Consider the following 21,963-nt stretch of genomic DNA (forward strand, 5'->3'; position numbering starts at 1 on the left):
TTCGCAAAACACAGTCACAGTTTTGCGAAACATGCTTTAATCATTGGAAAATGTACCAGAAGGTACTATGAGTGTGGCATCTTGTCATAAACAGAAAATGATTTTTCCAATGTCTGCCTTCACACAATCTGTCACCCAAGCCGTGGATGCAATGCGCGCATTGTTTCCTGAAACCCCTTTGCAGCACAATGATTTCTTGTCGAAAAAATATGGCGCGGAAATTTGGCTCAAGCGTGAAGATTTAACACCGGTTCGTTCATACAAGATTCGCGGCGCTTTTAATTTCATCAGCGCAGCCCTTGATAAAGTTGATGAAAACGCTGTTTTTGTTTGTGCTTCTGCCGGTAATCACGCGCAGGGCTTTGCTTTTGTTTGTCGTCATTTTGGCCGCAAGGGCGTTGTTTTCATGCCGGTCACCACACCGCAGCAGAAGATTGATAAAACCCGCACATTTGGCGGTGAATTTATCACTATTGTGCTGGTGGGGGATATTTTTGATGAATGCTATGCTGCCTCGCAGACCTATGCCCGCGAAAATAACGGCGTGATGGTGCCGCCCTTTGATGACGCAGCAATTATTGAGGGACAGGCCAGTGTGGCACATGAAATTTCTGCCCAATTGCCTGATGGTGTTAAGCCGGACATGGTTTTGCTGCCTGTTGGTGGTGGTGGTTTGTCTGCCGGTGTGACGCATTATTTGACTGATCTTGGCTGGCCGACAGCATTTTATTTTGTTGAGCCGGAAGGTGCATCAAGCTTGAAGGCAAGTCTGATTGCCGGTGAGCGCATCAAACTGAAAAAGGTCGATAACTTTGTTGATGGTGCGGCTGTTGCAGAGCTTGGTGCGGAAAACTTTAAATATTTGCAACAGTTTAGCGTTGATCAGGTGCTGACAGTGCCGGAAAACCGGCTATGCGCAACGATGATTGAAATGCTGAATGTGGAAGGCGTGGTGCTGGAACCAGCAGGTGCGCTTGGCATTGATGCGCTTAAAGGTTTTGACAAGGCGGAGCTGCGCGGCAAAAAAATCGTGATTGTCGTGTCGGGCGGTAATTTTGACTTTGAACGTCTGCCGGATGTGCGCGAGCGCGCCATGCGCTACAAAGGTTTGAAGAAATATTTCATCTTCCGCTTTCCGCAGCGCCCTGGCGCTTTGCGCACATTCCTTGATTTGCTGGGGCCTGATGATGACGTGGCGCGTTTTGAATATTTGAAAAAATCTGCGCGCAATTTTGGTTCTGTGCTGATCGGTATTGAAACCAAAGATGCTGAAAATTTTGACAGGTTGATTGAAAAATTTGATGCGTCGGGCTGGGCTTATGAAGATATTACCGACAATCAGGTTCTGGCTGATTTTATTATATAAGGAACGAATCCATTGAATTTTAAACGCATCGTGGTTTTAAAATCACGATGCGTTTTTTATTGAGCAATAAAAAAACCGGCTGATTTGCATCAGCCGGTTTTTGTGTTTTTAAGCTAACGTTTATTAGAGCGTGTCGCACTTAATTCTATCCACTGCGCTCGCTCTAATATTTTGTTTTCACGCATGTCTTCGTCCCAAAACCGGTGCCCACTTTTGGGAGACATGCTTTAGCTGCAACCGCTTGTCGCGCCGCAAGTGTCGCATTTCAGGCAGGTGCCGTTGCGCACCATGGTGAAATTCTGGCACTCGGAGCAGCTGTCGCCGGTATAGCCCTGCATCAGCGATTTCATACGTCGGTCAGCTTCCAGTTTCTTGGCAGAATTTGCGCTTTCGGCTTTTGCCGCAGCTGCATCGGCAGCCGCTTTGTCGGAAAACAATTCTGTCGCTGAAGGCTGTTCCGGTGTTGTTTCAACAGCCGGAATTGCGCGTTCTTCATAGTCACGCTTGAAAGCTGTTGCGCCATCGCTCACCAGACCAACTGTTGTCGTGCGTGATGTTGCAGTGGCAGTTGTTGTTGTGGTTTTCAGCGTCGTCACATTTGAAGTCTGGGTCGTCTGTGTACCAGCCGAACCTTTGGCTCCCGATGGATTACTGTCACCACTTACCAGTGTTGGCTTGTAGCCACGTGTCCAGCCGGTTGCCAGGAGATTGGTTTTACCTTCTTTGATGCCTTTACCCAAAGCGGTATTGCCAAAATCTGTGGTGTCAACATGTGCCAGATCATGACGGCCGAGATAGGAAACAGCCAATTCACGGAAGAGGTAATCCAGAATAGATGTTGCGTTTTTAATCGCATCATTGCCCTGAACGATACCGGCAGGCTCGAATTTGGTGAAAGTGAATGCTTCCACATATTCTTCCAAAGGTACGCCATATTGCAGGCCGAGTGAGACCGCGATGGCAAAATTGTTCATCATTGCACGGAAGGCAGCGCCTTCTTTATGCATGTCGATGAAGATTTCGCCCAAACGGCCATCGCCGAATTCACCAGTGCGCAGATAAACCTTATGGCCGCCAACCAGTGCCTTCTGGGTGTAACCCTGACGGCGGTTTGGCATTTTATCGCGTTCGTGAACAACCTTTTCGACCACTTTTTCAATGATGCGTTCGGTTACCTGAACGGCACGGGCTGCTGCCGGTGCTTCGATCAGGGTTTCGACTGCATCATCTTCGTCGTCTTCATCCGAAATCAGCGAAGCATTCAAAGGCTGTGACAGCTTGGAGCCATCACGATAAAGCGCATTGGCTTTCAGTGCCAGCTTCCATGAAAGCATGTAAGCATTCTTACAGTCTTCAACGGTTGCTTCATTCGGCATATTGATGGTTTTGGAGATCGCACCGGAGATGAATGGCTGTGAGGCAGCCATCATACGGATGTGACTTTCAACCGACAGATAACGCTTGCCGATCTTGCCGCAGGCATTGGCGCAATCAAAGACAGGGTAATGTTCTTCTTTGAGATATGGCGCACCTTCCAGCGTCATCGCTCCGCAAATATGGATATTGGCAGCTTCGATGTCTTTCTTGGAAAAACCAATGGCAGGCAGCATTTCAAACGAGAAATCGTTTAGCTGTTCGTCAGTGAGATTGAGCACATCTTTACAGAAGTCTTCGCCGAGCGTCCATTTGTTGAAAGCAAATTTGATGTCAAAGGCGCTCGCCAATGCAGCATTCAATGCTTCAATTTTCTCGTCGGTAAAGCCTTTGGCGCGCAATGTGGAAGGATTGACACCAGCTGCCTGATTAAAATTGCCGTGACCGACTGCATAAGCTTCGATTTCAGCGATCTGGTTTTCAGCATAGCCGAGTGTGCGCAATGCTTCCGGCACAGCACGGTTGATGATCTTGAAGTAACCGCCGCCGGCAAGCTTCTTGAACTTAACCAGTGCAAAGTCAGGTTCAATACCGGTGGTGTCGCAATCCATGACCAGACCAATAGTGCCGGTAGGCGCGATCACTGTGGCCTGCGCGTTGCGGTAGCCGTGCTTTTCACCAAGCTCCAGAGCCTTGTCCCAAGCTGCACGTGCATGGGTGATCATTGCTTCTTCAGGGCAATCTGCTGCAATGAGCGCAACCGGATTAACGGAGAGGCCTTCATAGCCTTCAGTTTCACCGTAAGCGGCACGGCGATGGTTGCGGATAACGCGCAGCATGTTTTCAGCATTTGGCTTATAAGACGGGAACGCGCCCAGTTCTTTAGCCATTTCAGCTGAAGTTGCATAAGAAATACCGGTCATGATGGCAGTCAAGGCACCGCCGATAGCGCGGCCTTTATCTGAATCATAAGGAATACCGGAGGTCATCAGCAAGCCGCCAATATTGGCAAAGCCTAAGCCCAATGTGCGATATTCGTATGAACGGGTCGCAATTTCCTTGGACGGGAACTGCGCCATCATCACCGAAATTTCAAGCACGATGGTCCACAGGCGGGCTGTGTGCTCATAAGCGCTGATATCGAATGTGCCATCTGCATTGCGGTAGGTCAAAAGGTTGATGGAAGCCAGATTACAGGCTGTATCATCAAGGAACATATATTCCGAGCAAGGATTGGATGCGCGGATCGGACCTTCGGCGGGGCAGGTGTGCCAATCATTCATGGTGGTGTTGTAGTGCAGACCCGGATCAGCTGATGCCCATGCTGCATAGCCGATTTTATCCCATAATTCGCGTGCTTTGAGGGTCTTGAGGGTGCTGCCGTCTTTGCGGGCAGTCAGGTTCCACTCGCCGTCATTTTCAACAGCGCGCAGGAACTCGTCTTTCAGCGAGACGGAGTTGTTGGAATTCTGGCCGGAAACAGTGAGATAGGCTTCTGAATCCCAATCGGTGTCGTAGGTCTTGAACTGAAGATCAGTGTAGCCCTGACGTGCAAACTGGATAACGCGGTTGACGTAGTTTTCAGGAACCTGATTTTTCTTGGCCAGCTTGATTTCACGCTTCAAGGCAGGGTTTTTGGCCGGATCAAAGCAATCATTATTGTCAGCCTCGCAATTGATGCAGGCTTTCATAATGGCGCTGAGATGTTGCTTGACGATTTTGGAACCGGTGACGAGGGCAGCAACTTTCTGCTCTTCTTTCACTTTCCAGTCGATATATTCTTCAATATCCGGATGGTCGACATCAACGACAACCATTTTGGCTGCACGGCGTGTGGTGCCGCCTGATTTGATCGCGCCCGCTGCACGGTCGCCGATCTTCAGGAAGCTCATCAGGCCGGACGAACGACCGCCGCCGGACAGGCTTTCACCTGCACCGCGCAAATGCGAGAAGTTGGAACCTGTGCCGGAACCATATTTAAACAGACGTGCTTCACGAACCCAAAGATCCATGATGCCGCCTTCATTGACGAGATCATCGGCAACGGACTGAATAAAGCAGGCATGTGGCTGCGGATGTTCGTAAGCGGATTTGGACTTGGTTAGTTTGCCGGTTTTCCAATCGACATAATAGTGACCCTGACCAGGGCCATCAATGCCGTATGCCCAATGTAGACCGGTGTTGAACCATTGCGGGGAGTTTGGCGCAACGCGCTGGGTTGCCAGCATGTAAGCCAGTTCATCGCGGAAAGCCAATGCGTCTTCTTCCTTGTTGAAGTAGCCGCCTTTCCAGCCCCAGTAAGTCCATGTGCCGGCCAAACGATCGAAAACCTGGCAAGCATCCATTTCAGAACCATAGCGCTCTGCTTCTGGCAATTCGGCCAAAGCTGCCTCATCGGCAACCGAACGCCACAACCATGACGGAACGGAGTTCTCTTCAACTTTTTTCAGCTTTGCAGGCACACCTGCTTTGCGGAAGTATTTTTGCGCCAGAATGTCAGCAGCAACCTGACTGAACTGCGCCGGAACATTGATATTCTCAAGACGGAACACAATTGAACCATCGGGATTTTTGATCTCACTGGTAGCAGTGCGAAACGCTATCTCTGCGTATGCCGATTGGCCTTCTTTGGTAAAACGACGCTCGATCTTCATCTGTCCCATCCAACTTCTTATGCACTATAGCAACTACATATAGTGCGGTTCGTGTGTCATGCGGTCTAAACAAGGGGCTAAGCCCGCTCGTAAAATTTAAGGTTTAAAACAAGTTCTGGTCATTGCCATTGACGGACTTTGACCAGCAATTAGTGATGGATTGCCACCTCTCAAAGCTTTGAGAGACAGGCGCATCCTCATTGTGAAAAACGTTTGAGCGCAAATGCGGTTGCAAACGGTTTTCATAATAAGCCATGCACTGTATGCGGAAAATGACTCGACACAGATGATTACATCAAATGGTGTCTAAATAGTTTACACATACTAGATGTTGTGTGTCTAGTGCGTTCTTTCACTAAAATGCCATATTGTTGCAAACGATATTTTTCTTTGCGCACAGCATAATGCAGACATAAAAAATCGTTTCGAGAACAGCGTTTTGCGGCGCTTATTGTCGATTGAAATTACATATGTCTGCGAAAGAACGGCCGGAAGAAGAAAACGCCCGGCAAATCACTGGATACCCAACTGACTTCTTATAAAGATGACTCGGCGCTCAGGGTCAAGCATTGGTTTAAATTAAACTAACATGCACTAGATATTGTGGATAGGTGTTTAAAAATGTGGATAGTGGGGAGAAGATAAAAAATGACGACAACGAGCTTGAAAATCAGGAAAGGTTGGAAATGAAGCCGGTTTAGCCAGCTTCATTTGTATTATTGTACATCTTAGTTGTCGGAAAGCGACACTTGTGGTGCAAAATTGTGAATGAGTTTTTTCAGTTCCGGTTCTTCAACGCGTTCGGCAGCCAGTTCCGGTGAGACCCATTCCAGAATGCGTTCACCGCGTTCGGGCCATTGATCCACCTGTTCGGTAAAAGCAACGGCATAAACCGCAACTGTAAAACTGCTGACGGCTTCAGGCGGCATATCATATTTTTGGTAATCATAAGTGCCGACAGGCACCGGATCAATCACGCCGCGGATACCAGCTTCTTCAAATGCTTCACGCATAGCGGTGCGCGCCAATGTGCGGCCTGTTTGCGGCCAGCCTTTAGGGATTATCCAGCGACCTGTGCCACGGCTGGTAATGGTAAGCAATTGCAGTTCACCATTTTCCACACGCCACACCAAAGCTGCCACTTGTTGCAAGCGACCGTTTGGCAGCAGGTTCTTTTTCTGAGTGGCGATACTATCTGGAGCAAGCAAGTTCATGGCGAATATTCTCTTTATTTTTATTGTGGGACGATTCGCTAAAATAACAATAGTCTGCTCGTTCCGTATCCTAATCGTAAATGACAGTTTTTTGCTGGCGCAAATCATCTCGCGCTTCAGTTAAAAACTGTTTTTCATATGTGAATATCATTGAAGAACATTCTCTTCAAATCAGTAATTGTGACGTTAAGTTATTAATATGGCTAAATTATAACGAGTGCCAGCGCCGGAACCCATCAATTTTGGTGGGAAAATGGACTGCTGATGTAATTTGCTCGCGGGCACATTATTATATATGCAGCAATGAGCAAAAAAATGTGGAGTTTGACTATGGCGACCTATGATTATGATCTGTTTGTTATCGGCGGCGGTTCCGGCGGCGTGCGGGCAGGGCGATTGGCGGGCGCTATGGGTAAGCGCGTCGGGCTTGCAGAAGAGTACCGCATGGGCGGCACCTGTGTTATCCGCGGATGCGTACCGAAAAAACTCTATGTTTATGCTTCACAATTTGGTGAAAGCTTTGAAGATGCTGCCGGTTATGGCTGGAGCGTGGGAACAAGCACATTTGACTGGCGCACACTTGTTGATGCGAAGGAAAAAGAAATCACGCGGCTGGAAGGTCTTTATCGTAAAGGTCTTGAAGGCTCAAAGGTTGAGATTTTTGCCAGCCGTGCAGAACTTGTTGATGCCCACACAATTGAACTGAAAAGTACCGGTCAGCGTGTGACGGCAGAGCGTATTTTGATTGCGACCGGCGGTCGCGTAAACCGCAACACCTCAATGCCTGGGCATGAATATTGCATCAGCTCTGATGAGGCTTTTGATTTGGCCGAACTGCCAAAATCCATTGTGATTGCAGGCGGTGGTTATATTGCAGTAGAATTTGCCAATATTTTCCACGGGCTTGGTGTTGAAACGACACTTGTTTACCGTGGTAAAGAAATTCTCTCGCGCTTCGATCATGATCTGCGTGTTCTCTTAAGCGAAGCAATGACTGCCAAAGGCATCCGCATTGTGACAGAAACCGTCTTTAATGCTGTGCGCAAAGAAGGTGATCGTCTGGCGGTTGAATTGTCCAATGGTGAAACGCTGATCGTGGATCAGGCTATGCTGGCAATTGGCCGCTTGCCGAATAGTGAAGGTGTTGGTCTTGATAAAGCTGGTGTGGCTTTAAGCAAAGGCGATCATGGTGCGGTGATTGTTGATGAATATTCTCGTACCTCGCAGCCGCATATTTATGCTGTTGGCGATGTGACCGACCGTGTGCAGCTGACACCTGTCGCCATTCATGAAGCCATGTGCTTCCTTGAAACGGTTTATAAAGACAATCCGACCCGTCCGGATCACGATCTTATTCCAACTGTTGTGTTCTCACAGCCGGAAATAGGCACTGTCGGCATGTCGGAAGATGAAGCGATCAAATCCTATCCGGAGATTGAAGTTTACCGTGCACATTTCCGCCCGATGAAAAATACGCTGTCGGGTCGTGCCGATAAAATGCTGATGAAGCTGGTGGTGGACGGCAAAAGCCGCAAAGTGCTTGGTGCTCATATTCTGGGACCAGATGCGGGTGAAATGGCACAGCTCATCGGTATTGCTTTAAAAGCAGGCGCTTCAAAGGATGATTTCGACCGCACAATGGCGGTGCATCCGTCGGCGGCAGAAGAGTTTGTCACCATGTATAACCCGACTTATCGGGTGGTGAACGGCGAGCGTATTTAAGGCAAAGCTAAAGCCTCAAAATATCAAGCTGTTACGAATTGCGCTGGTATATGTCGCGTCTTTAGACTATATCAGCACGATCACGCGTGCCCGAGGAGGAGCTTCGGGCTTTCGTGAAAGGAGGACTTGAGTTCGTAAAGGTTTACGAATTTTTATAACAGGTGTTAACATGACGAAGAACTGGACCCCACATTCCTGGAGAAACATGCCAATCAAGCAAGTGCCATCTTATCCGGATGCACAGGCATTGGCTGATGTCGAAAACCGTCTTCGTAGTTATCCACCCTTGGTTTTTGCAGGGGAAGCACGCAAGCTTAAAGAGCAGTTGGCAGATGTTGCCGAGGGACGTGCATTCTTGTTGCAGGGTGGCGATTGCGCAGAAAGTTTTGCTGAACATGGCGCGGATAATATCCGTGACTTTTTCCGCGTCTTTTTGCAAATGGCTGTCGTGCTTACTTTTGGTGCCTCCAAGCCGGTTGTAAAAGTTGGCCGTATTGCCGGACAATTCGCCAAGCCGCGCTCATCCGATTTTGAAACATTGGATAATGTTGAGCTGCCTTCATACCGCGGCGACATTATCAATGGTATTGGTTTTGACAGTGCATCGCGCATTCCTGATCCGATGCGTCAGGATATGGCTTACCGCCAGTCTGCCGCAACGCTCAACCTGTTACGCGCTTTTGCACAGGGTGGTTATGCCAATCTTGAAAACGTGCACCAGTGGATGCTCGGTTTTGTTGGCAACAGCCCTGCGGGCGAGCGTTATGCAGCCCTTGCCAATCGTATTTCTGATACGATGAACTTCATGAAGGCGATCGGCATTAATGCTGATGCACAGCGCAATCTGCGTGAAACTGATTTTTACACCAGCCATGAAGCATTGCTGCTTGGCTATGAAGAAGCACTGACCCGCGTGGATTCCACTTCCGGTGACTGGTATGGCACATCCGGCCATATGATCTGGATTGGTGACCGTACCCGTCAGGCTGATCATGCGCATATCGAATATTGCCGCGGTATTAAAAACCCGCTCGGTCTGAAATGCGGCCCGTCTTTGCAGCCGGATGATTTGCTGCGTCTGATTGATTTGCTCAATCCGGAAAACGAAGCTGGTCGTCTGACCCTCATTGCACGTTTTGGTTATGATAAAGTGGCTGACCATTTACCAAACCTTATCCGTGCTGTTGAGCGCGAAGGCCGCAAGGTTGTTTGGTCATGCGATCCGATGCATGGCAATACAATCAGTGCCGGTGGTTACAAGACCCGTCCGTTTGACCGCGTTCTGAAGGAAGTTGAAAACTTCTTTGCCATTCATCAGGCAGAAGGCACGCATCCGGGCGGTATTCATATCGAAATGACCGGTAAGAACGTAACCGAATGCACCGGTGGTGCGCGTGCAATTTCTGCTGATGATCTGTCTGATCGTTATCACACCCATTGCGACCCGCGCCTTAATGCTGATCAGGCGATTGAACTGGCATTCTTGCTGGCAGAGCTTCTGAAAAATGAACGCGACGCCAATCCGGTTGCCAGAGCGGCAAACGCTTAAAAATAAAGAAGAAAAGGCGGAAAATGAGTTTTCCGCCTTTTTTCTATTCTGATTATCCAGAGATTATCAGGTCTCATTTTAATTATCGGATTGGCAGAGCATAACTCTTTCGGGTAAAGGCCAGCTGAAATTTCGTAAACTTGGATATGAAATGCGTCGTATTTATCTGGCCTTCATCAATTCACTGAGAGCTCTCAATCATATGGCACGCCATGAAAAGGCTGTGCAGCAGGAATTGGTTTTATTGCTGCTTGCTTTGCCGGTGGCATTTTTTCTGGCGCCAAGCTTTTTGAGCTTTCTGGTGCTGATCGGCGCTGTTGTGCTGGTATTGCTGGTTGAAATTCTCAATACTGCGATTGAAGCAACCTGTGATGCTGTCACTACCGATTTTAACAAGAATATCCAGATTGCCAAAGATGCAGGCTCATTGGCTGTGCTGATTGCCATTATCGTTGCGGCAACCACTTGGGGATATATTCTTATCAATACATATTGGTTGTCATAACCATCATGACGGTATCTGCTTTTCAGCTAATCGCAGATGCTGACAATTGCATCAATGGCGCGCGCGGGGTAAAGATTTCTCATGAGTCATATTGATGAGAATCCTGCCATGTTGCGTATAGCCATTGCACAGCTCAATCCTGTTATGGGTGATATTGCCGGAAATCTGGCAAAAGCCCGCGCGGCGCGTGCGCAAGCCGCGAAAAGCGGCGCTGATCTTGTGCTGTTTACGGAAATGTTCATCAGCGGCTATTCGCCTGAAGATCTGGTGTTGCGTCCAAGTTTTGTTGCCGCTTGCGAGCTGGCGATAAAAGAGCTTGCTGCTGATACTGCAGATCAAGGGGCAGGTGTCGTTATCGGCACCCCGCTTTTGCGCGATGGTAAGCTTTATAACGCTGTTGTCGTTCTTGATGGCGGTGCGGTGCTAGCCGAACGCTTCAAGGTTGATTTGCCAAATTACGGTGAGTTTGACGAAAAGCGTGTTTTTGCCAGTGGTGACTTGCCGGGGCCGGTTAATTTTCGCGGTGTACGGCTTGGTATTCCGATTTGTGAAGATATTTGGGGCGATCTCGGCGTGGCCGAGACATTGGCTGAAAGCGGCGCAGAATTGCTGTTGGTGCCCAATGGTTCGCCATATCAGCGTGATAAATTAGATCTGCGTCATCAGGTTGTTTTACGACAGGTGATCGAAACCGGTCTGCCGCTGATTTATGCCAATCAGCTGGGCGGGCAGGATGAGCTTGTCTATGATGGCGGCTCGTTCATCTTTAATGCTGATCGTTCCCTTGCATTGCAAATGCCGCAGTTTAAAGAGGAAATCGCGGTGACTGAATGGTCGCGGGGCGAAGATGGCTGGCATTGCGCACAAAGTGACATTGCAACGCTGCCGCAAGATTTAGAAGCGGATTACACCGCCTGCATGTTGGGTTTGCGTGATTACGTCAATAAAAACGGCTTTAAGGATGTGATCCTCGGGCTTTCGGGCGGGGTGGATTCTGCCATTTGCGCAGCGATTGCTGTTGATGCACTTGGCGCTGAGCGTGTGCGCGGCATCATGCTTCCTTATCGTTATACCACGGAAGAATCCTTAAAAGACGCAGCCGATTGCGCTAAGGTGCTGGGCTGCCGCTATGATATCGTGCCGATTGCCGAGCCGGTTGAAGGCTTTTTGAGTGCATTGTCACCGCTCTTTGCCGGAACACAAAGCGATGTCACGGAGGAAAATCTGCAAAGCCGTGCGCGCGGCACCATATTGATGGCGCTTTCCAACAAATTTGGCTCAATGGTGATGACCACCGGCAATAAGTCAGAAATGGCTGTTGGTTACGCCACCCTTTATGGTGACATGAATGGCGGTTTTAATCCGATCAAGGATGTTTATAAAACCCGTGTCTATGCGCTGTGTGAGTGGCGCAACAAACATGTGCCTGCCACATCACTGGGGCATGCAGGTGAGGTGATACCGGTCAATATCATCACCAAAGTGCCGACTGCGGAACTGCGTGAAAACCAAACCGATCAAGACAGCCTGCCGCCATATCCGGAACTGGATGATATGCTGCAATGTCTCGTTGAAGGTGACATGAGTGTCAGCGAAATTGCGGCTCGCGGGCATGATGCGGCAGTGGTCAAGCGCATTGAGCATTTGGTGTATATTGCGGAATATAAGCGCCGGCAATCTGCACCGGGGGTAAAGATTACCTCGAAGAATTTTGGTCGTGATCGGCGTTATCCGATTACCAATCGCTATAGAGACGTTTTAGAAAAGTAAATTAAATGACTGTTACAGTGCGTTTTGCTCCGTCGCCGACGGGCTATATTCATATCGGAAATACGCGTCCTGCTTTGTTTAACTGGTTGTTTGCCCTGAAAAACGGCGGCAATTATGTTTTGCGTTATGACGACACCGACGTTGAGCGCTCCAAACAAGAATATTCGGAGGCAATCGCTATTGATCTTGATTGGCTGGGCATCAAGCCTTCACGCGTAGAATATCAGTCAAAGCGTTTTGATGTTTATCAGCGTGCAGTCGATAAATTAAAAGAAGCTGGACTTCTTTATGCTTGTTATGAAACAGCGGAAGAGCTGGAGCGTCGCCGTAAAATTCGCCTTACACGCCGCATGCCGCCTGTTTATGGCCGTGAAGCGTTGAAATTGACTGAAGAAGAAAAAGCCGCTTTTGAAGCTGAAGGCCGCAAGCCGCATTGGCGTTTCCTGCTGCCAAATTTTGCCGAAAATCCATTTGAAACCCAGCGCACGGAAGTGCATTGGGATGATTTGGTGCGCGGGCCTCAAACTGTTGATCTGGCTTCGATGTCTGATCCGGTGCTGGTGCGTGAAGACGGAACCTATCTCTATACGCTGCCATCTGTTGTTGATGATATTGATATGGGCATCACCCATATTATTCGCGGTGATGACCATGTCACCAATACCGGTGTGCAGATTGCGATTTTTGAAGCACTTGGCGCTAAGCCGCCGGTGTTTGGTCACCATAATTTGCTGACCACCGTATCGGGCGAAGGTTTGTCGAAGCGCAGCGGTGCATTGTCAATCGGCAGTCTGCGTGACAGCGGCTATGAGCCAATGGCGGTGGCTTCCTTGGCGGTGTTGATCGGTACATCTGAAAATGTGGTGCCTGTTGCAACAATGGCCGAGCTTGCGACAAAGGTTGATGCAGCTGCAACATCCAAATCCTCGGCAAAATTTGATCCGTCTGATCTGGATGCTTTAAATCGCGCTTTGATCCATCAATACACTTACGCCGATGTTGCTGATCGTTTGGCAGCGATGGGCATTGAAGGTGAGCAGGCAGAAAGCTTCTGGCTGCTTGTGCGTGGTAATCTTGAGCGCGTTGCCGATGCGGCTCTCTGGTGGCCGGTCGTGTTTGGTGATCTCAATGGCAAGCCTGAACTCTCCGATGAAGATCGTGATTTTGTGCGCGCGGCGTTTGAACTTTTGCCAGCTGAGCCATGGGACAACACCACATGGAAAACCTGGACAAAACAAGTGCAGGCTGAAACAGGACGCAAAGGCAAAACATTGTTCATGCCTCTGCGTCAGGTGCTGACACTTAAGGATTCGGGTCCTGAACTGGCAGAGCTGTTACCGCTGCTTGGCCGGGAAAGAACCCTGAGCCGATTACCCTGATCTTCGGATTTGGCTGATAGGGGCGTTCTGCCCCTGTCGCCACAGCTTTAGGATTTTGTGCAGCAGGCGCGAAATCCGTTTTTTGTATTTCTGTTTCCTGTTTTTTATTCAGGCTTTCCGGCGTAATTTCATGTGTGATTTTCACTGATGCCGGCGGCGTATAAACTTGATATTCCGCATCTTCCAATGGGTGTCGCATTAGCTTTTCAGGTGGCGCTTTGCTTTGTGCTGCTGACACTGCTTGTGTTTGCCGCTTGCTTTTGGTTTGCTGGCTTTTGAGCGTGATTTTCTCTCTTTGCCTTTTCGTTTTCAGCTTAGATGTCGGGTTGCTGAGAATAGCACAACCATTTGGCGACAATGACGGATGTTCAATCACGGCACCATGAATGACAGTCTGATAGATCGATGATTGATGGTGCAGGGCGCTGATTTCAGCTTCGATAGTTTGTGCCTTGGCTAAACTGTTTTTACAAATTTTTGAAAAGTGATCTGCTGTCAAAAATGGCGATCGGCAATTGTGAATGTGTAATGATTGTTGCACTTGAATAAGTGCCTGACGTTTTTGAATGATTTGATAATTTAACTGATTGGTTTCTTTTATCAGAATGTTCTTTTGAGTGGCTGTGCAACTGTTGATGCGGGTGGTTTGTGAGCAACCAGCTAAAAACATACTTATCGTGAAAAATATAAAAATAATAAAAAAGCGTACTGAAAGTCGTGAAGTATATTGCACGTCGATATTCCCCCAGAACGATGAACGAAATCTGGGGGAATATTTGCATAGTATAGTTAATCAACTACTAATAGTTGTATTTTACAACTATAGGTTTATTTTTGTGCGGCGCGCTGGGATGCCTCAACAACAGCAAGAGCTGTCATATTGACGATACCGCGTGAGGTGACCGATGGTGTCAGAATATGCGCCGGACGTGCCGCACCGAGCAGGATCGGGCCGACATGCAGAGCATCTGTCATCATCTTCACCACGTTCATGGTGATGTTGGCTGCATCCAAATTCGGGAATACCAATAAGTTGGCTTCGCCTTTCAGGCGTGAATTCGGGAAGACGCGATCACGCTGAATTTGCGACAGAGCCGCATCACCGTGCATTTCACCATCCACTTCGAGTTCCGGTGAAATCTGTTGCAGGATGTTGCAGGCTTTACGCATTTTCGCAGCACTTTCGGAATCGCGTGAGCCGAAGTTGGAATGCGAAAGCAGGGCAGCTTTTGGCTCAATGCCAAAGCGGCGGATTTCTTTTGCAGCCAAAATGGTCATTTCGGCGATTTCTTCTGCGGTCGGATCAATGTTCACATAAGTGTCAGTGAAGAACAAAGTCTGGCGCGGGGAAATCAGCAGGCTGAGTGTGGAGAGATCACGCAATGGTGCCTCAACGCCCAAAATCTGTTTCACCAGTGTCAGCTGGCGTTCAAAACGACCTTCCAAGCCACAAATCAGTGCATCTGCTTCATCACGCACGACTGCCAAGGCGGCAATCACGGTCGGGTTGGTGCGAACCAGTGCGCGTGCGGCTTCCGGTGTAATACCCTGACGACCAGTCAGCTTGTGCATCAGGTCAACATAGTCACGATAGCGCGGATCATCTTCCGGATTGATGATTTCAAAATCAACACCCGGACGGATTTTCAGTGCAAAGCGCTTCAGACGTGCTTCAATGACGCTTGGGCGACCAATCAGCGTTGGGATGGCAATGCCTTCTTCCAGCACAACCTGTGCTGCACGAAGTACGCGCTCATCTTCACCATTGGCATAGATCACGCGCTTTTTGCTGGCTGAACGGGACGCAGCAAAGACAGGCTTCATGATCAGGCCGGAGCGGAAGACATAACGGTTGAGCTTATCGATATAAGCTTCCATATCTTCAATCGGACGGGTGGCAACACCGGTTTCCATCGCAGCTTTTGCAACAGCCGGTGCAATACGCAGGATGAGGCGCGGATCAAATGGCGATGGAATAATATAGTCAGGGCCGAAGCTTGGTGTGTCGCCCGGATAGGCTTTCGCCGCTACATCGGACACTTCTTCGCGTGCCAGACCAGCAATCGCCATCACGGTTGCCATCTTCATTTCTTCATTGATGGCCGTTGCGCCAACATCCAATGCACCGCGGAAGATGTAAGGGAAGCAAAGAACGTTGTTAACCTGATTTGGATAGTCGGAGCGGCCGGTGCAGATAATGGCATCTTCTCGCACAGCGCGGGCAGCTTCCGGCATAATTTCCGGTGTCGGGTTGGCAAGCGCCATAATGAGCGGGTTTGGCGCCATTTGGCTGAGAAGTTCAGGCTTCAAAACACCTGCGGCTGAAAGGCCAAGGAATACGTCAGCGCCACCAATCACATCGGCAAGCGAGCGATGGTCGGTTTTTTGTGCGTAAACGGCTTTCCAGCGATCCATCAACGTGTTGCGGCCTTCATAAACGAGACCGTCAATATCATTGACCCAGATATTTTCACGCTTTGCGCCCATGGAAACCAGAAGGTTAAGGCAGGCAATCGCGGCAGCACCGGCACCGGATGTGACGATTTTAACATCACTCAGCTTTTTACCGGCAAGTTCCAGACCATTCATCACAGCCGCAGCAACGATAATTGCGGTGCCGTGCTGGTCATCATGGAAAACCGGAATATTCATTTTTTCACGAAGCTGTTCTTCAACTTCGAAACATTCCGGTGCTTTGATGTCTTCAAGATTGATGCCGCCGAAGGTCGGCTCCAATGCGCTGATCGTATCAACCATCTGATTGACTTTAAGCGCATCGATTTCGATATCGAATACATCAATATCAGCAAATTTTTTGAAGAGAACCGCTTTACCTTCCATCACTGGTTTGGAAGCAAGTGGCCCGATATTTCCAAGACCTAAAACCGCAGTACCGTTGGAGATAACCGCCACGAGATTGGCGCGAGCAGTAAAGTCGGCAGCCAGTGACGGGTCTTCCTGAATGGCGATACAAGGCGCTGCAACACCTGGCGAGTAAGCGAGCGCAAGGTCACGCTGGTTGCCTAAAGGTTTTGTTGCCTGAATTTCCAGCTTGCCCGGCTTAGGGTAGCGGTGGAAATAAAGTGCTGCTTCGTCGAAATCTGAACGGCCCGTTGGGGTTTTAGTCGTCATGTTCGTCTCGCTTTCATAATATTACTCTGGCAGCTATCCCGTTTCATATGCGTGGTCTGAAACTGACCGGGATCCGCTTTCTGCCTCGACGGTTTTTCCTCAATGACGGTCAAGGCAATATATCAGGGATTGCATGTGTGATTAGAGCCAGAATTGATAATCACCTTTAACGAATATTCATGTCACTTAAAGGTGATGATTTGTCGCCCAGTTGCGCGCGCCCTTTTGGCAAACACATATGAAGATATGTGTCCGGCTTATGATATGACGCAGACGGTGGCATCAGGAGTGCTCCGGTATTATTTGTAAAGTTCCACATCATGCAATAAAGCTTAAATCAGCATGCAGCAAGCATTGAGAGGTTATAATCATATCTTTATTGTAGGATTATCGTCGCTCCTATGACAGCCTTTTACTGTTATGCTAAATATGCATAAGAGATCAGTTGTATCTTGATCAAAATAACGCCAATTTTAAGCCACTTTTAAGGTTTTAGCGACTCGTATATAGAAAGCTGCATGTTGACCGACACTGTAAGTGATGCAAACAAACAGATGCGTGCCGCCCCTCAAATCAGCGTCACCAAACAGGAAAATGGCGCACTGCTTTGTTTAAGCGGTCGCTGGACGACTCATAGTGTCAATCAGATTGACCTTGCTATGCGTAAAATCGAGCGTTCGCAGCGTTCGGGCTTTTTCCAGATTGATATGAGCGATGTGCAGGGGCTGGATACAGCCGGTGCATGGCTGATTGAGCGTCTGCGTCAATCACTTGAAAGTGACAATGTACAGGTGGAAATTACCGGCTTGCAGGATAGCTGGCAGCCTTTGATGCTGGAAGTGGCAAAAGCCTATGCGCCGATTACGCAGCGCAAAAAGGATAAAAAAGATTTCTTTTTAACAACGTTCTTCGCCGCCATCGGTGAGGGCGTGTTTTCAATGTACAATGACTTTAAAATGTCGATGTATATTTTAGGCTCCACCATTCGTGGTTCGCAAATGAAGCAGGGGCGCGGCACTGGTATCAGTATGCCGGCGATTGTGCATCAGATGCACCGGATGGGCGTTGGTGCTATTCCTATTGTCATGTTGATGTCGACCATTGTAGGCGCGATTATTGCGCAGCAAGGTGCGTTTCAGCTGCGCTATTTCGGCGCCGAGATTTTCGTGGTCGATCTGGTCGGTATTCTGGTTTTACGTGAGCTGGGTGTTTTGCTGACAGCGATTATGATCGCAGGGCGCTCAGGCAGTGCGATTACTGCTGAAATCGGCTCGATGAAAATGCGTGAGGAAACGGACGCTTTGAAAGTGATGGGGCTTAATCCTGTCGGCGTTTTGGTTTTTCCGCGTCTTGTTGCGCTGGTGATTGTATTGCCGCTTTTAACGATCCTTGCTGATGTGGCAGCCCTATTGGGGGCTGGCGGCGTTGCATGGTTCTATTCCAATATTTCGCCGGAAGCTTTTGTTTCGCGTTTGCATGATGCCGTGGCTTTGAACACTTATTTTGCCGGTCTCATCAAAGCGCCTTTCATGGCGATGATCATTGGCATCATGGCTTCTGTTGAAGGCTTGAAAGTGGGCGGTAGTGCAGAGTCGCTGGGTCGCCGCGTGACCGCTTCGGTGGTCAAGTCAATTTTTGTGGTAATTGTGATTGATGGCTTGTTTGCCATGTTCTATGCAGCGATCGATTTTTAAGGTGGGGGTTGAATAAATCCGTGTTTTACATGGCCTAAGTGCCACAGTCTGTGGAATAATGGGTTTTTAATATTATCTATATTCGTAAAATACGACAGCTTGAGATAAAGATATTCTATGGAGCAGCAATATCACGATGAACAGAAAGCATATTCTTTGAGCGGTAAAGAGCGCGAGCCGATTATTTCTGTGCGTGATGTCACTGTGGCTTTTGGCAAAAACACTGTGCTGGATAAGCTCGACCTTGATATTTATCCGGGCGAAGTACTGGGCTTTATCGGGCCATCGGGTTCGGGTAAGTCGGTGTTGATGCGGGCGATTTTAGGGCTGACCCCTAAAAAATCCGGCAAAATTGAAGTGTTCGGACAAAGCCTTGATGGCTTGAATGAACGCTCCAAAATGGCTGTTGATATGCGTATGGGCGTTTTGTTCCAGCATGGTGCGCTGTTTTCTGCGCTGAATGTTATGGAAAATATTCAGGTGCCAATGCGTGAATATCTGGATTTGTCGCCAAAGCTGATGGACGAGCTGGCACGCGTTAAGATCGAGCTTGTTGGTTTGAAACCGGATACTGCGGAGAAATTTCCGTCTGAGCTTTCTGGTGGTATGATCAAGCGTGCAGCATTGGCGCGCTCATTGGCACTTGATCCGGATGTAGTGTTTCTTGATGAACCGACCTCTGGGCTTGATCCGATTGGGGCTGCAGAATTTGATGATTTGATTGCCAATTTGCGCGATACAATGGGACTGACTGTTTATATGGTTACGCATGACCTCGACAGTTTGTTTGCAATTTGTGACCGGATTGCGGTATTGGGCAATAAGAAAATTCTCGTCAGCGGCAGCATGGAAGAAATGCTGGAGTTTGATGATCCGTGGGTTAAATCTTATTTTCGTGGCAAGCGGGCGCGGCAGATTGATCTTTCCGCACCGAGCCGGCGCAAGCCCGGCACTTTCCGCTCGCAGGCAGGGTAAAATATGGAAACGAAAGCCAATTACGTTCTGGTGGGTGTTTTTACGCTGGTCGTCAGTCTTATTGCTTTCGGCTTTGTGTATTGGATTGCGCGCTATGGTGAAGCACGTGATTCACTGCCGCTGGAAATCAGAATTCCGGGCTCAGTCACAGGGTTGGCGCAAGGCAGTCAGGTTCTGTTCAACGGGATCAAAGTGGGCGATGTGCGCCGTCTCCATCTGGATGAAACCAATCCGGACATGGTGATTGTGCTGACACAGGTAAACTCCACCACGCCGATCACCCGTTCAACCGTTGCAACGCTTGGCTTTCAGGGGCTGACTGGTCAGGCTTATGTTGAGCTTAAAGGCGGGCGTCTGGATGAGCCTAATTTGCTGACCACCGCCAATGAGGGCGGCTATGTCGCGCGTATCAATGCCGATCCTTCCATCGTTAATAACTTGCTTGCTACGGCGCAGGATATTTTCGCCCGTGCCAATAGTGCGATTGGCGCTTTGGAAGGTTTCATTCAGGATGTGCGTGAGCCGCTGACTGATACGGTTAAAAATACTCGTACCTTCACCGATGCGCTTGCTAAAAATTCGGACATTGTTGAAAAGCTTGGTTCTAATGCTGAAGACATTCAGCTCATGATTAAAGATGCGCGTGAAATGATGGCGCGTTTGAATAATGCGTCTGTACGTGTTGAAGACATCATGAAGAAGGCTGACAATATGTTGTCGGCTGATGATAAAAACGGTGTCGTGGCGCAGCTTAATGCAACGCTTCAATCCATTCGTAAAACCTCGGACAGCCTGAACACACGTATGGCGCCGATTACCGATAATTTACAGCGCTTCTCAGGGCAGGGATTGCGTGATGTGCAGTCGGCTGTCAATGAAAGCCGCCGCTCGATCCAGCGTATTGAGCAGGCTATTACGGATCTTGAGAAAAATCCGCAGCGTATTATTTTTGGCGGTCAGGGTAATGTGCCGCAATATGACGGGAGATCACGTCGATGAGTATGTTTGATGTCAAGCTCCTGCGTGGTGCAAAACTTGGCCTGATGGTTGCGGGTCTTGGCGGTTTGCTGGCCTCTTGTGGCACAACAACGCCGCTTGATACCTATAGTTTGAGTGCGCCGCGTCCGGCAGTAACGGCCAAAAGCCGTAAATCTGTGCAGCTGCTGGTGGCCGCTCCGACTGCTTTGAAAGCGCTCGATAGCGAGAATATTGTGGTCAATCCGGCATCCGGTTCCATCGCTTATCTGAGCGGTGCGCAATGGGGTGATCGTCTGCCGAATATCATCCAGTCACGTTTAGTGCAGAGCTATGAAAATACCGGTCTGCTTGGTGGCGTAGGGCGCCCTGGTGATGGTTTGGCCATCAATTATCAGGTGCTGACCGATGTTCGTGAGTTTGGCATCCACGCCTCTACATCGCCGCAAACCGCTGTGGTGGAGCTGGCTGTAAAGCTGATGGATGATAAGAATGGCAATGTCCGTGCCACCAGAGTGTTCCGCAATGTGGTTGCGGTGCAGGGCAGCGGCAATGCTGCTTATCTCAAGGCACTGGATCAGGCATTTGAGAAAACCGCAGCTGAAATCGTCAGCTGGACATTTTCTGCAATGTAATCAATTGCGTATAAGTGCTTTTAAAAGCCATCCTGCGGGGTGGCTTTTTTATTGGACAGAATCAGGGAGAAAAATATTGCAGCAATGATTCTTGTGTGCTGGTTTTCGCATGAAATTCACATACGGATATGTGTCAGATAAAACATCTGATCATTATCTTTGGCAGTGACAATTTGGAAATTTACAGGAGATAATCTCAACTGCTGTTTTTAAAATGGCGCGAGTGACGGGGCTCGAACCCGCGACCTCCGGCGTGACAGGCCGGCACTCTAACCAACTGAGCTACACCCGCGCATTTTAAAAGAGGCTTTCAATTTGAAGGCCTTAGCTGTTTAGCATTGCTGCTGAACATGTGTGGTTGTTTAATGTTATATATTGCATTCGTCAATGCTGTATTTTGCACAATATGACAAAAGTTTTAATTGCCCACAGGCTAATCATTCACAACGCGCTTAAATTGTCGGAAAATGGCATGAAAAGGGAGTTTTCCCTTTTCAAATTGCCTTTGCGATTGGTTTAAGCATTTGAAACTGCGGCAATAATGCCCAATTCACGCTTATTTATAAACCAGAACCGGAATCGGGCTCATCTGCAAAACTTCGTTGGTCTGGCTGCCTAAAAGCTTTCTGACAACGCCACGTCGGCCATGCGAAGCCATAATAATCAAATCGCAGCCCAATTGATCAGCTGTATCAACAATGGCCGTGGCGGCAGAGACTTCTGAAATATGGCGGGTTGCCATGACAATCCCCGAAACCGCAGCAATCTCGCGTGCTTCTTCAAGAATCTGGGTCGCAGCCTCTTCGATGCTTTTATCGTAATCATCGCTATCAAGCGGTGCATTTTGCCAAGCAACAGAAAAGCTTGAAAGCGAATAGGGGATGGTAACTGTGAGCACCGTCAGCTCGCACTTGTGCTGCTTTGCCAGTTCGACCGCATATTTGATGCTTTTATTGGAGGTTTCCGAGCCGTCAGCTGCGACTAAAATATGCTTAAACATTCAATCCCCTTTGGTGTGA

At 48.8% G+C, this 21,963-nt stretch carries 15 protein-coding genes and 1 tRNA gene; 10 read left to right on the forward strand and 6 right to left on the reverse strand.

Translation table 11 applies throughout. The annotated features are described in order from the left end of the window. Nucleotides 1-109 precede the first annotated feature (109 nt). Nucleotides 110-1,366 carry a threonine ammonia-lyase IlvA gene (gene ilvA, locus ABDZ76_RS09245; RefSeq protein WP_343804587.1) on the forward strand — a complete coding sequence of 419 codons (1,257 nt, stop codon included), beginning with the start codon at nt 110-112 and terminating at the stop codon, nt 1,364-1,366. Nucleotides 1,367-1,593: 227 nt separating this feature from the next. Here the strand turns inward: ilvA and ABDZ76_RS09250 are convergent, their stop codons facing one another. After that, nucleotides 1,594-5,394: a vitamin B12-dependent ribonucleotide reductase gene (locus ABDZ76_RS09250; RefSeq protein WP_343804770.1), complete on the reverse strand. Its 3,801-nt coding sequence runs from the start codon at nt 5,392-5,394 to the stop codon at nt 1,594-1,596. Nucleotides 5,395-6,122: 728 nt separating this feature from the next. Beyond that, nucleotides 6,123-6,608, reverse strand: a complete 486-nt coding sequence (locus ABDZ76_RS09255) for an NUDIX hydrolase (protein WP_343804589.1) — start codon at nt 6,606-6,608, stop codon at nt 6,123-6,125. 330 nt (nt 6,609-6,938) lie between these two features. Between ABDZ76_RS09255 and gor the strand changes: the two genes are divergently transcribed. From gor to gltX, 5 genes are all read left to right on the forward strand, one after another. Further along, the gene (gene gor / locus ABDZ76_RS09260) at nt 6,939-8,330 is read left to right on the forward strand and encodes a glutathione-disulfide reductase (RefSeq protein WP_343804772.1); all 1,392 of its coding nucleotides are present in this window, start codon (nt 6,939-6,941) and stop codon (nt 8,328-8,330) included. Nucleotides 8,331-8,499: 169 nt separating this feature from the next. Continuing rightward, nucleotides 8,500-9,879 (forward strand): class II 3-deoxy-7-phosphoheptulonate synthase, encoded by a 1,380-nt coding sequence (locus ABDZ76_RS09265; protein ID WP_343804591.1) that lies wholly within the window; start codon nt 8,500-8,502, stop codon nt 9,877-9,879. Between the two features lie 151 nt (nt 9,880-10,030). Then, on the forward strand, nt 10,031-10,384 hold the full coding sequence (locus ABDZ76_RS09270; protein WP_343804593.1) for a diacylglycerol kinase: 354 nt from the start codon (nt 10,031-10,033) through the stop codon (nt 10,382-10,384). Between the two features lie 108 nt (nt 10,385-10,492). After that, nucleotides 10,493-12,154, forward strand: coding sequence for an NAD+ synthase (locus ABDZ76_RS09275; RefSeq protein ID WP_343804774.1), 1,662 nt, complete (start codon nt 10,493-10,495; stop codon nt 12,152-12,154). Nucleotides 12,155-12,159: 5 nt separating this feature from the next. Next, nucleotides 12,160-13,533, forward strand: a complete 1,374-nt coding sequence (gene gltX, locus ABDZ76_RS09280) for a glutamate--tRNA ligase (protein WP_343804595.1) — start codon at nt 12,160-12,162, stop codon at nt 13,531-13,533. Here the strand turns inward: gltX and ABDZ76_RS09285 are convergent. Further along, a complete protein-coding gene (locus tag ABDZ76_RS09285; RefSeq protein ID WP_343804597.1) occupies nt 13,457-14,266 on the reverse strand; it encodes a hypothetical protein in 810 nt (269 codons plus the stop codon). The two genes, gltX and ABDZ76_RS09285, sit on opposite strands and share 77 nt — an antisense overlap. 95 nt (nt 14,267-14,361) lie before the next feature. Continuing rightward, complete coding sequence (locus ABDZ76_RS09290) at nt 14,362-16,665, reverse strand: NADP-dependent malic enzyme (RefSeq protein WP_343804599.1); 2,304 nt, start codon at nt 16,663-16,665, stop codon at nt 14,362-14,364. A 518-nt stretch (nt 16,666-17,183) separates the two neighbouring features. On the opposite strand from ABDZ76_RS09290, the gene ABDZ76_RS09295 reads away from it, so the two are divergent. From ABDZ76_RS09295 to ABDZ76_RS09310, 4 genes are all read left to right on the forward strand, one after another. Further along, on the forward strand, nt 17,184-18,359 hold the full coding sequence (locus ABDZ76_RS09295; protein ID WP_343804601.1) for an ABC transporter permease: 1,176 nt from the start codon (nt 17,184-17,186) through the stop codon (nt 18,357-18,359). A 117-nt stretch (nt 18,360-18,476) separates the two neighbouring features. Further along, nucleotides 18,477-19,334: an ABC transporter ATP-binding protein gene (locus ABDZ76_RS09300; RefSeq protein WP_343804603.1), complete on the forward strand. Its 858-nt coding sequence runs from the start codon at nt 18,477-18,479 to the stop codon at nt 19,332-19,334. Nucleotides 19,335-19,337: 3 nt separating this feature from the next. Continuing rightward, on the forward strand, nt 19,338-20,333 hold the full coding sequence (locus ABDZ76_RS09305; protein WP_343804605.1) for an MlaD family protein: 996 nt from the start codon (nt 19,338-19,340) through the stop codon (nt 20,331-20,333). Between the two features lie 2 nt (nt 20,334-20,335). Next, nucleotides 20,336-20,944, forward strand: coding sequence for an ABC-type transport auxiliary lipoprotein family protein (locus tag ABDZ76_RS09310; RefSeq protein ID WP_374844614.1), 609 nt, complete (start codon nt 20,336-20,338; stop codon nt 20,942-20,944). Nucleotides 20,945-21,159: 215 nt separating this feature from the next. Here the strand turns inward: ABDZ76_RS09310 and ABDZ76_RS09315 are convergent. Continuing rightward, nucleotides 21,160-21,236 (reverse strand) — tRNA-Asp (locus tag ABDZ76_RS09315). A gap of 264 nt (nt 21,237-21,500) precedes the next feature. Next, entirely contained in the window at nt 21,501-21,944 is a 444-nt protein-coding gene (locus tag ABDZ76_RS09320) for a universal stress protein (RefSeq protein ID WP_343804607.1), read from the reverse strand. Between the last annotated feature and the right edge of the window lie 19 nt (nt 21,945-21,963).

It is taken from the genome of Paenochrobactrum glaciei (assembly GCF_039522165.1).
Taxonomy (GTDB): domain Bacteria; phylum Pseudomonadota; class Alphaproteobacteria; order Rhizobiales; family Rhizobiaceae; genus Paenochrobactrum; species Paenochrobactrum glaciei.